Source organism: Flavobacterium terrisoli, assembly GCF_030167905.1.
GTDB classification, from domain to species: domain Bacteria; phylum Bacteroidota; class Bacteroidia; order Flavobacteriales; family Flavobacteriaceae; genus Flavobacterium; species Flavobacterium terrisoli.
In genome coordinates this window covers 109,956-122,281 of the sequence record NZ_JARGNA010000002.1, presented here as the reverse complement: position 1 = coordinate 122,281, position 12,326 = coordinate 109,956, and the positions used below count along the sequence as shown (strand labels likewise).

The window sequence follows — 12,326 nt, the reverse complement described above, 5'->3', positions numbered from 1 at the left end:
TATAGTTTGAGAACAAATAAATACCTTTTCACGCTCTTTTTTTTAGCGTTTAGCATTATCGCTTTTGCTCAAAATCCAACCGCTAAAATTGCAGGAGTCATCCTCGATGAGAACAATCAACCTGTTGAAAATGTTAACGTAAGTTACCAAACCAAAACGGCTGTAACCGATAAAAATGGTTTCTACGAAATAACGGTTCCGGCCAACCAAAAAGTGATCTTGGTGTTTACCCATAAATCCTTAAAAAATATAACCGCCAGTTTTCAGTTGAAACCCAACGAGAATCTGGAATGGCATGTTGTAATGAGTGACAAAGCTGAGCAATTGAGTGATGTGGTGATTACCAGCAGCAAAAGAAGAGTACAGGGAATTACTTCTTTAGAGCCTGAAACAATCCGGAAAAACCCTAGTGCGATGCCTGGTGTTGAAAGTGTTTTGAAGACTTTTGCCGGTGTAAATGCCAATAATGAATTGAGTTCAGGTTATAATGTGCGCGGTGGAAATTATGATGAAAACCTGGTGTATGTCAACGAAATTGAAGTCTATCGTCCGTTCCTGGTTCGCTCCGGGCAACAGGAAGGTTTGAGTTTTACCAATACCGATATGGTACAGAATGTTGACTTTTCTGCTGGTGGATTTCAGGCGAAATATGGCGATAAATTGTCTTCTGTTTTGGATATTACCTATAGAAAACCAACCAAATACGGCGTTGCTTTTGAAGGTAGTTTTCTTGGCGGAAGTTTAACCGGAGAAGGTGTTTCCAAAAATAAAAAATGGTCCGCCATTACCGGAATCCGTTACCGTGACAATTCTCTTTTTGTCAACAGCCAGGAAACATCAACCAACTACAGACCCACTTTTGTTGATGTGCAAACCAATGTGAATTTCAACCTGAACAAGCAATGGCAATTCAGTTTCCTCGGGAATGCCTCGCAGAATAAATACAGTTACCAACCGTTATCACGCCAAACCAATTTTGGTACGATTGACGAACCAATAGCACTTCAGATTTTTTATGAAGGTCAGGAAAAAGACAAATACCAAACACTTTTCGGCGCTTTAAAAACGACATTCGTCAAAGACGAAAACAATAATTACAGATTAATCGGTTCGGTTTATCACACACAGGAGCAAGAGTATTTTGATATTTTCGCCGCTTATTTTTTAGGTGAAGTCGATACCAATATCGGTTCGGAAACGCTGGGAGAAGTAACTTATAATCGCGGCATCGGAACGCAATTGAACCATGCGCGTAACGATTTGGATGCCTTAATCATCAATGCAGAAATCAAAGGAACACACCAAATCAATAACAAAAAACACCAAATCGACTGGGGTTTCAAATACACCCGTGAAAATATCCGCGACAGAATAGTAGAATGGGAAGTGATTGATTCGGCTGGTTTTTCTATCAATCCGCCGGAAGTTGATTTGCCAAATGACCAACCTTATAATCCTTATATCGGACCGCTTGTGCCTTATCAAAATGTTAGAGCCACAAACTTTATTGATATTGATCGTTTTTCAGGTTTTGCACAGTGGAATACCAAAGCCAATTTGGGCAGCAGCCAATTTTGGATTACTGCCGGAGCGCGTTTTCACAATTGGATGGTTTCCGGGGATGGCATTTCAAATGCAAAAAGCCAAACCGTTTTCAGTCCGAGAGCACAATTTGCCCTAAAACCGGATTGGAGAAAGGATATGCTCTTCCGTTTGTCCGCTGGTTTTTACCATCAGCCGCCATTTTACCGCGAGTTGAGAGATATGGATGGCGTAGTGAATCCAAATGTAAAAGCACAACAGTCGATTCATTTTGTATTGAGTAATGATTATAATTTCAAGATGAACAATCGTCCGTTTAAATTGGTTACCGAAGCCTATTACAAGACAATGACCGATGTCAATACGTATACTCTGGAAAACGTCAGGATTCGTTACCGCGCCAACAATGATGCGGAAGCCTATGCTTATGGACTGGATATGAGATTGAACGGCGAATTCGTGCCGGGAACAGAATCATGGTTGAGTTTTGGTTATATGAAAACCGAAGAAAATCAGGATGGCAGAGGTTATATTGCACGTCCAACCGATCAGAGATTGAAATTCGGAATTTTGTTCCAGGATTATATGCCGAATATTCCCAATATGAAATTGTATTTGAATTTGGTTTACAACACCGGTTTGCCTGGTGGTTCGCCTTCTTATGCGGATGCTTATGCTTACCAAACCCGTTTGCGTGATTACCGCCGTGCTGATGTTGGGTTTTCGTATGTGTTGACCGAAAGAAACAACGAAAGACCTGAAGGTCATTGGATCAAAAAATTCCAGGACTTATCCATCGGACTTGAAATCTTCAATTTGTTCAACAACCAAAATGCGATTACCAATACTTGGGTGCGTGATGTATATACCAAAAACCAATATGGTATTCCAAACTATATGACGACTCGTGTTTTCAATGTGAAACTGACTGCGAAATTGTAGAAATAAATCACTATTTTTGGTTGACAAATTAATCTGAGATGAAAAAAATCACTTTTTATATTTCCCTGATATTGACAGTTGCTTTTGTGAGTTGCAAAAAAGAAGAAGCGCCAACGCCCAAAGTGATTTACGAGGATACAACTAAGCCTAAAACCGAAGTTCCTGAAGATACCACTCAAGTGGTTGTTGCCGATTTGCCGATTAATATGGATGGAACCAATTACCTTATCTTCCCGGTGGGCAATGTTACCACGGATAAAAAAGGAAAATCTTCAGCTTCTTATGAGTCGGAAGACAGTTTTGTGGTCTCCAATTACAGCGAATACCAAATCACAGGTTATTTGCAGAATTTGAAGTTTCAGGAAATAGGGAAGGACACCATTTATGCCTTGACAGACAAAAATGTCTTTATAGAAACGGCGACTTATTTGAAAACCACGGCCGACAGGACCAGAAAACAAATGATGGTCTATACGATGGCAGACATGGACACCAATAAAGACAATAAATTAGATACCAACGACATCAATTCGCTTTACCTAAGCGATATCTCAGGGAAAAATTTTATCAAGGTTTCTACCGATTTCCAGGAGTTAATCGATTGGAATGTCATTGATGCCAAAAACAGATTGTACTTCAGAACCATTGAAGACACCAATAAAAATGGGGAATTTGACAAAGAAGACAATGTGCATTATTTCTATCTGAATCTTTTGGATAAGGAAATGAAAGCCACAGAATACAAACCGATTTAAATTAGGATATCGCTTTCTAAATCTGACTTTTCAATCTCGAAGTCAAAGCCGAGTTTAGAAACCAATTCAATCACCAATCTTTTATACCAGTTCTCTGATTTGGGATGAATGTAGATTTTTTCTATCAATAGATCAATGTCAACGTCAATCTTTAAGCCATCATTGATTCTGATATCCCGATCCGATAAATCGGCAATGATTCTCACTTCGCCTTCATACTGAAAACTTTTCCGCTTGAATAAGAAAGGGAAAAACATATCGTCAAACGGAATGTATTCTTTTTTGTAATCGATATAATTGACTTCGCCGATGTATTGTTTGAAATCTGTTTCGGCTTCCAGCGCTTTTTGCAAACGACCAATAGTCGACTGAATCGCCAAACCTTCGCTGTTTTGGGTGAAAATCTGCCACATCGCAAACGATTCATATTCGTTGATGTGCCAACTGCTGACAACTACTTTTTCGCGGTGCGATTTGTAATAGGCTAAGAATTCGGGATTGTTTTCGGAGAGTTTTTTGATTTCTTCGTAAGTCGGTTCGCTGAAAGTGCCTTCATATTGGTCTTCAAATTTATCTGAACGCGACATGAATAACTTTCGGGAAAGCAGCAAATCAAGGAATTTCGACAAGTCCAAATATTTCCAAACCACCGTATTGGGATCTTCAGGTAGTTTGATATTTGGATTAGTTACATACATAAATCACTCAAAAGATTGCATGGTTACCAATTTGGAATAAGTACCATTTTTGGCCAATAATTCGTTATGTGTGCCTTGCTCTACAATTTTACCTTTTTGCATTACCACAATAACGTCGGCTTTTTGAATGGTTGAAAGTCGGTGTGCAATCACAACCGAAGTTCGGTTTTGCATCATATTTTCCAAGGCTTGCTGTACCAATCTTTCGCTTTCGGTATCCAAAGCTGAAGTCGCTTCGTCCAAAATCATAATCGGTGGATTTTTCAACACCGCACGCGCAATCGACAAACGTTGTTTTTGTCCGCCCGAGAGTTTGTTTCCGCTGTCACCAATATTGGTTTCAATACCGTTGGGCAAATCTTTTACAAATTCATAAGCATTGGCAATTTTTAAGGCTTCGATGATTTCTTCATCGGTAGCGTCTAATTTTCCTAAACGAATGTTGTCTTTAATCGTGCCGTTGAACATAATGCTGTCTTGGGTAACCAAACCGGTCAAACTGCGCAGCGATTTCATTGTGACGTCTTTTATGTTGTGATTGTCAATTAAAATTTCTCCGTTATTCACATCATAAAAACGCGTCAGTAAATTGGCAATCGTACTTTTTCCTGAACCCGATTGACCGACTAAAGCCACTGTTTTTCCTTTTGGAATGGTCAGTGAGAAATCTTTCAGAACCGCTTCGTCGTTGTAAGCAAATGTGATGTTTTTTAACTGTATTTCTTCATTGAAATGCTGAATTTCTATGGCATCAGGCTTGTCTGTGATGGTATTTTCTACCTCTAAAACTTCAAAGACACGTTCGGCTGCAGCCAATCCGTTTTTAACCTGATAAGAGGCTTTTGAAATCGCTTTGGCCGGCGTTAAGATGTTATAGGCCAATCCGATGTAGGCAATAAACAAGGAGCCGTCAAGTGATTTATCTACCAAAACCAAATTTCCGCCGTAAAACAATAACACCGAAATCACCACAATTCCCAAAAACTCAGACAATGGTGAAGCCAGATTGTTTTTCTTTCCGATGCTGTTGGTCAATCTGTACAATCGATTAATAGAGTCGTTGAATGTTTTGGAGAAATAGTTTTCGGCATTATAGCTCTTCACGACTTTCAAACCCGATAAAGTTTCTTCTACAACCGAAATTAAGTGGCCATTTTCCTGTTGGGCTCTAACCGATTTTGATTTAAGCGATTTCCCAATTCTGGAAATAATCAATCCTGATATCGGAATAAAAATAAAAACGAAAAGGGTTAATTTCCAGCTTATGTTGATCATGGCAATTAAGGAGAAAATAATGGTAAGAGGTTCTTTTACAATCAGTTCCAATACCATAAAAAACGAGTTTTGCACTTCGTTAATGTCACCAAGCATACGCGCCATCATATCGCCTTTTCTTTTTTCAGAATAGTAGGGCACAGGCAGTTCAATAATTTTTCGGAACATTCTTTCGCGTAGATCCCGAAGCACACCGGTTTTTAATTTGGTTAGATTTTGCAATCCCAAATAGCCAAACAAATTTTTAAATAAAAAGGTAATGACTACTATCGAAACGGTCAGCAACAAGGCATAATTAGGTCCGTGATTTTCTGAAAAGTAATTAACATAGTAGAAGAGCGTATCGTTCAAATATTCGTCTATCGTACTAATGCCTTGGTATGTTGGTAATTGCGTTACTTTTTCTTCGTTGCCAAAAAGTACTTTTAAGACCGGGAAAATCATTACCATTCCTATCGTTCCGAAAAGCGCATACAAAACATTATGAATAACATTCCAAATGGCGTTACTCTTGTATTTTTTGGCAAAAGGAATAATCTTCTTTAAATTATCATCCATTAGTTCAACTGCATTTCAGAAATTATGTTTTGTATTTTAGTGTCCAAATACGCTTCTGCTGCCGGAATTTCTTCCAGATTTTCGATTGCCGTATTGACGCTAAAGTAGAATTTAATTTTAGGTTCGGTGCCGCTTGGGCGTGCACAAATTTTCGATCCGTCTTCCAAATAATAAATCAATACATCCGATTTTGGAATCGTCAAGTTTTCTGTTTCGCCTGATAAAAGATTTTTCGCGGTCGAATTTTGATAATCTTCTACCATAAGCACACGTTGTCCGTTGATTTCAGACACCGGATTGTCGCGCAGGTCAATCATCATCTGTTTGATTTCATTCGCGCCTTCGATTCCTTTTTTGGTAATCGAAATCAAATGTTCTTTGTAGAAACCAAAATCCACATACATCTGTTGTAGGTATTGGTAAACTGAACTGTTATTTTCTTTGGCTTGCGCCGCAATTTCACACATCAATAAGATAGCACCAACGGCATCCTTATCGCGAACGGCATCGCCCACCATAAAACCAAAGCTTTCTTCGCCACCACCGATAAATTTCGATTCGGGGAAATCCTTGATAAACTTGGCAATCCATTTGAAACCGGTCAGGCCGACTTTGATTTCGACCTCATAAGCCGAAGCCAATTCGAGCATCATCGGTGTAGAAACTATCGTTGAACCAATAAATTGTTTGCCATCAAGTTTGCCTGCTTTTTTCCATTGTTCCAATAAATAATTGGTCATCACCACCATCGTCTGATTTCCGTTCAGCAAAATCATCTTGTTGTTATTGTCTCTTACGGCAACGCCCAAACGGTCGCTGTCGGGATCGGTTCCAAAAACAATATCGGCATTGAGTTTTTCTGCCAAAGCCAAAGCCATCGTCAACGCTTCCGGTTCTTCGGGGTTTGGCGATTTTACCGTTGGAAAATCACCATTCGGCTCCGCTTGTTCCGGAACAATATTGACATCGGTATAACCGGCTTTTGCCAAAACACTAGGCACCGATTTGATGGAAGTTCCGTGCAGTGAAGTGTAAACAATTTTTAGATTAGATTTGGCACTTGCCGAAGTATTAAAACTCGCATTCGCCACGGTTGAATCCACAAAGGCATTGTCAATTTCGGTGTCGATATATTGAATCAGGCTGTTGTTGGCTTCGAATTTGATTTCGCTGTATTTCAAATCTTCAATCACCTGGATGATTTCTTCATCTTGTGGCGGAACCAATTGTCCTCCATCTTGCCAATACACTTTGTAACCGTTGTATTCCGGCGGATTGTGAGAAGCAGTTAGTACAATTCCGGCGTGACACTTTAAATATTTTAGCGCAAATGACAATTCAGGTGTTGGTCTCATTTCAGAAAACAAATACACTTTTATGCCGTTAGCAGAAAAAACATCAGCAACCACTTTTCCCAAAGTGTCACTGTTGTGACGACAATCGTAAGCGATTACGACTTTCAGTTCTTCGCCCGGAAATGATTTTTTCAGATAATCGGAAATGCCTTGTGTGTTTTTACCCAACGTATATTTGTTGATGCGATTGGTGCCAACGCCCATGATACCACGCATTCCACCGGTTCCAAATTCTAAGTTCTTATAGAAGCTTTCCTCCAGGTTTTTCGGAGAAGTCGTCATCATTTCCTTGATTTGGTTTTGGGTGTCAACGTCAAAGGTTGGAGTCAACCATTCGTTTACTTTGTCTAAAATATGTTGTTCGATATGCATAATAATTATTTTATTGTGGAAATGAAGTCCTTACAGGTTCACTTCGCTTGAAATTTTATAACGCTCTTCATTGTTCTTGGTTCGCAACACGATTTCACCCAAAAATCCGGCTAGAAACAATTGGGAACCAATAATCATAGAGGTTAAGGCAATATAGAAAAGAGGATTCTGAGCAACTAAAATGGTAGGCTCATGAAATACAAATAATTTCAACAGTTTGATACTGATGATTAAAAAGGTCGAGATAAAACCGATGATAAACATGATGACGCCAAGTGCTCCGAATAAGTGCATTGGGCGTTTGCCATATTTGGAGAGGAACCAAATGGTAATCAAATCGAGAAAGCCATTGATAAATCGGCTCATGCCAAATTTGGATTCGCCATATTTTCGGGCCTGGTGGATCACCACTTTTTCACCGATTTTCCCAAAGCCGGCATTTTTAGCCAAAACAGGAATATAACGGTGCATTTCTCCCGATACTTCAATGTTTTTGATCACCATACTTTTGTAGGCTTTCAAACCACAATTGAAGTCATTCAAATGAACGCCCGAAGTTTTTCTTGCAGCCCAATTGAACAGTTTGGAAGGTAAATTTTTGGATACTACCGAATCGTAGCGTTTCTTTTTCCAGCCCGAAACCAGATCGAAATTTTGGTTCATCACCATATTGTACAAATCCGGGATTTCGTCCGGACTGTCCTGTAAATCGGCATCCATGGTGATGACAACATCGCCCTGGGCTTTGGCAAAACCGGCATGTAAAGCCTGTGATTTTCCAAAGTTTCTCTGGAAACGAATGCCTTTGACATTCGGATTTTCTTTTGATAATCTTTCAATTAATCCCCATGAATCATCGCTACTTCCATCATCGATGAAAATAACTTCATAGGTATAGTTGTGGGCTGTCATAACCTTGACAATCCATTGGTGTAATTCGGGTAAAGATTCCTGCTCGTTTAAAAGCGGAATGACGATGGATAAATTCATTAAATTAGAAACTTTGTGGTCGTTCTTTTTTTACAATGGCACCAACGATTAATGAATAAAGTAACCCAATAAAAGCATACATTACAACCGTGAAAGGTATAGCGATGGCCGGATTCATGAATTTTTTTGTCCAGGATAAAGCCATTTCCATTTGTTCTTGAGGCATGTCAGGATTTTGTTTCATCATAACATCTCTGGTTTTTCTTAAAATTTCTTCTGCAAATTCAGGAAAGATAACATTAAAGATGGCTGTGAATATACCATACAATAAGGCAGCAATAACACAAACAACAACGCCAATTTTGATGCATTCACCAAAAGTGACAAACCCCGAATTGATTTTGTTTTTGTAATTAGTACAAGCCAGCGCTATGAATAAGATTGGCAGTATCAGGAAATTCAATAGATTAAGAAAAATACCGAAGGTTTGATTTGTAGCCGGATCGATATTCAAAACATAGGAAACAACAAATTCAAGCGTCATGATAAGACCAAACAATACACCAAATTGTAAAGCTGATTTTGCAGGTGAAGTAACTTTATCCATAGTATAAATTATTATTTTAAATTAATTAACAAATATAGTAATTCCGCGATTACTTAGCAGTAAGTTTAAAACAATTAAAAAAAGTTACACTTCGCTTTGATTTTTCTAAAAAAGTTGTATTTTTGCACTCTCAATTTAAAAAAGAAATTAATAAAAGTTGTAGCCAGTTTACACCTTTCAAAGTGAAAGCTTCAAAACGAACTACTTCAAAACAATAAAAAGATTTATCATGAAAAAAGGAATTCACCCGGAAAATTACAGATTAGTTGCTTTCAAAGACATGTCAAATGACGATGTTTTTATCACTAAATCTACAGTAGAAACTAAAGAAACTATCACTCACGAAGGTGTTGAATATCCAGTGTACAAAATGGAGATCTCTAGAACTTCTCACCCTTTTTACACAGGTAAATCTAAACTTATCGATACAGCTGGACGTATTGATAAATTCAAAAACAAATACGCGAAACACGCAAAATAGTAGTTTCAGAGTTCAAATTTTATTAAGACCATTCACGAAAGTGAGTGGTTTTTTTATGCAATAAACTTTGTAACTTTGGACTCACAACTCATAACAAACAAAATGAACTACATACTTTTTGACGGAACTGTCCGCAATGCTTTACTTCCGTTTACTTTCACACGTCCGGTTGCCGATATTCGTGTCGGGATTCTAACCATACGCGAAAAATGGGAGAAACATTTGGGTTATACGACAACTACTTTGACCGAAGAATACCTTTCTGAAAAGTTCCCAATGGTGGAAATGGAGGAAAATGTGATGATCAATGCTTCTTTTTTGCCCAATGATGTTTTAGCCGAAATGGTTATCAGCCTGGAAAAAAACCAAGCCATTTTTCAGGGCGAGGAAGTAGTCGCTTTTTTTACTAATGATACACAGGAAGAAGTCGATTTTGATACTTATGAAATCATTGAATACAATGAAGAAGGGTTGAAGATTGAACATACCTGGGATATTTTTGCCAAAAATGATGCAGCACTACGCGAAGATTTTGAATTAATCACCGAAGGAAGACATTCCCAACCGATTCCAAAAAGCGTTAATGTGATTTCACCCGAAAATATATTTATTGAAGAAGGAGCCAAACTCGAGTTTGTGACTTTAAATGCTTCCACCGGACCAATTTACATCGGTACAAATGCCGAAATCATGGAAGGTTCTGTGATTCGCGGACCATTTGCCTTGTGTGAATCGGGTAGAGTGAAACTGGCTTCCAAGGTTTATGGTGCCACTACTGTGGGGCCACATTCTGTGATTGGCGGTGAAGTAAGCAATTCGGTTCTAATGGGTTATTCCAATAAAGGACATGACGGATTCTTGGGGAATTCTGTTTTGGGCGAATGGTGTAATATCGGTGCCGACAGCAACAATTCCAATTTAAAAAACAACTACGAAGAAGTGCGTTTGTGGAGTTATGAAACCGAAGGTTTTGCCCGAACCGGTTTGCAGTTCTGCGGCCTGATGATGGGCGATCACAGCAAATGTGGCATCAACACCATGTTCAACACCGGAACGGTGGTTGGTGTTTCGGCTAATATTTTTGGCTCTGGTTTTCCACGTAATTTTGTACCAAGTTATTCCTGGGGTGGAAGTTCAGGCTTCACCACTTATTTGACTTCCAAAGCCTTTCAAACGGCCAAAATAGTAATGGCAAGACGCCAAGTGGAATTCACCGAAGAAGATGCTAAAATTTTGGAACACGTTTTTGAAATCACCAAGAAATATAGAAAAGAGTAATGTCAATTTGAAGATTTGAAGATGTGTTAATTTGAAGATTGATTCTTAAGAAAGTACATTTTCAAATCTTCATCCGAGCCAGAGGCGAATTGTACGAAGTAAAATTGCTTAATCTTCAAATTTAACTATCTTTGCCCACTCAATTTTTTGACAACGATTTCATCAATTGAGCAAGCTTATGGAACAAAAAAAGAAAGTCGCCTTTTATACTTTAGGGTGCAAATTGAATTTCTCCGAAACGTCTACCATCGCGAGAAACTTCCAGGACGAAGGTTTTGACCGCGTCGATTTTGAAGAAGTAGCCGATATCTATGTGATTAACACTTGTTCGGTTACCGAAAATGCCGATAAACAATTCAAGCAAGTAGTAAAAAAAGCCATGAAGCTCAACGACAAAGCGTTTGTTGCAGCCGTTGGTTGTTATGCCCAATTAAAACCTGAAGAATTAGCTGCGGTTGATGGTGTGGATTTGGTTTTGGGTGCGACAGAAAAATTCAAGATCACCGATTATATCAATGATTTGTCCAAAAATGACATGGGCGAAGTGCATTCGTGCGAAATTGAAGAAGCCGATTTTTATGTTGGCAGTTACTCCATAGGCGACAGAACGCGTGCGTTCCTGAAAGTACAGGACGGTTGTGATTATAAATGTACGTATTGTACGATTCCGTTAGCGCGTGGTATTTCGCGTAGCGATGCGTTGGAGAATGTCTTGAAAAATGCTTTTGAGATTTCGCAACAAGGCATCAAAGAAATCGTGTTGACCGGTGTCAACATTGGGGATTATGGCAAAGGTGAATTCGGCAACAAAAAACACGAACATACTTTTCTGGATTTGGTCAAAGCGTTGGATGAAGTGGAAGGCATCGAAAGATTGCGTATTTCTTCAATTGAACCCAATTTGTTGAAAAATGAAACCATCGAATTTGTATCGCAAAGCCGAACTTTTGTGCCACATTTTCATATTCCATTGCAAAGCGGAAGCAATGATATCCTAAAGAAAATGAAACGCCGTTATCTGCGCGAAGTATATACCGACAGGGTTTCAAAAATTCGTGAAGTGATGCCGCATGCCTGTATTGGTGTGGATGTGATTGTTGGTTTTCCGGGTGAAACCGACGAACATTTCCTGGAAACCTATAATTTCCTTAACGAATTGGATATTTCGTATTTGCATGTGTTTACCTATTCTGAAAGAGACAATACAGAAGCTGCCGAAATGGATGGCGTTGTACCAATGAATGTGCGTTCAAAAAGAAGTAAAATGCTTCGCGGTTTGTCCGTAAAAAAACGCCGTGCGTTTTATGAAAGTCAGATTGGAACCAACAGAACGGTTTTGTTTGAAGGCGAAAACAAAGAAGGTTATATCCACGGTTTTACCGAAAACTACGTCAAAGTAAAAACGCCTTGGAATCCGGAATTGGTCAATACGTTACACGAAATCAATTTGTCAAGAATCGATGAAGATGGTTCAGTGAGAATGGAATTCTTAAACGTAGAAGTTTAAATATAAAAACCCCGAAAGTAATTTTC

10 protein-coding genes are annotated in these 12,326 nt (G+C 38.8%); 5 read left to right on the top strand and 5 right to left on the bottom strand.

Annotated features, from left to right (window positions below):
• The first annotated feature begins 6 nt into the window (after nt 1–6).
• A complete protein-coding gene (locus P1K33_RS02625; protein WP_284651307.1) occupies nt 7–2,484 on the top strand; it encodes a TonB-dependent receptor in 2,478 nt (825 codons plus the stop codon).
• 38 nt (nt 2,485–2,522) lie between these two features.
• Nucleotides 2,523–3,239: a hypothetical protein gene (locus P1K33_RS02620; protein WP_284651306.1), complete on the top strand. Its 717-nt coding sequence runs from the start codon at nt 2,523–2,525 to the stop codon at nt 3,237–3,239.
• On the opposite strand, the gene P1K33_RS02615 is transcribed toward P1K33_RS02620, so the two are convergent.
• The 5 genes from P1K33_RS02615 to P1K33_RS02595 are packed head-to-tail and all read right to left on the bottom strand — an operon-like array spanning nt 3,236 to nt 9,034.
• Entirely contained in the window at nt 3,236–3,937 is a 702-nt protein-coding gene (locus P1K33_RS02615) for a hypothetical protein (RefSeq protein WP_284651305.1), read from the bottom strand. The two genes, P1K33_RS02620 and P1K33_RS02615, sit on opposite strands and share 4 nt — an antisense overlap.
• A gap of 3 nt (nt 3,938–3,940) precedes the next feature.
• Entirely contained in the window at nt 3,941–5,770 is a 1,830-nt protein-coding gene (locus P1K33_RS02610) for an ABC transporter ATP-binding protein (protein WP_284651303.1), read from the bottom strand.
• A complete protein-coding gene (locus tag P1K33_RS02605; RefSeq protein WP_284651302.1) occupies nt 5,770–7,497 on the bottom strand; it encodes a phospho-sugar mutase in 1,728 nt (575 codons plus the stop codon). The genes P1K33_RS02610 and P1K33_RS02605 overlap by 1 nt, the downstream gene beginning before the upstream one ends.
• Nucleotides 7,498–7,527: 30 nt before the next feature.
• Nucleotides 7,528–8,487: a glycosyltransferase family 2 protein gene (locus P1K33_RS02600; protein WP_284651301.1), complete on the bottom strand. Its 960-nt coding sequence runs from the start codon at nt 8,485–8,487 to the stop codon at nt 7,528–7,530.
• 4 nt (nt 8,488–8,491) lie between these two features.
• A complete protein-coding gene (locus tag P1K33_RS02595; protein ID WP_284651300.1) occupies nt 8,492–9,034 on the bottom strand; it encodes a DUF4199 domain-containing protein in 543 nt (180 codons plus the stop codon).
• A gap of 229 nt (nt 9,035–9,263) precedes the next feature.
• Between P1K33_RS02595 and P1K33_RS02590 the strand changes: the two genes are divergently transcribed.
• The 3 genes from P1K33_RS02590 to mtaB all read left to right on the top strand — a co-directional run bounded on the left by P1K33_RS02590 (nt 9,264) and on the right by mtaB (nt 12,300).
• Nucleotides 9,264–9,515 (top strand): type B 50S ribosomal protein L31, encoded by a 252-nt coding sequence (locus P1K33_RS02590; RefSeq protein ID WP_284651299.1) that lies wholly within the window; start codon nt 9,264–9,266, stop codon nt 9,513–9,515.
• Nucleotides 9,516–9,617: 102 nt separating this feature from the next.
• A complete protein-coding gene (locus tag P1K33_RS02585) occupies nt 9,618–10,793 on the top strand; it encodes a GlmU family protein (protein ID WP_284651297.1) in 1,176 nt (391 codons plus the stop codon).
• Nucleotides 10,794–10,971: 178 nt separating this feature from the next.
• Nucleotides 10,972–12,300 (top strand): tRNA (N(6)-L-threonylcarbamoyladenosine(37)-C(2))-methylthiotransferase MtaB, encoded by a 1,329-nt coding sequence (mtaB, locus tag P1K33_RS02580; RefSeq protein WP_284651296.1) that lies wholly within the window; start codon nt 10,972–10,974, stop codon nt 12,298–12,300.
• The last annotated feature ends 26 nt before the right edge of the window (nt 12,301–12,326 follow it).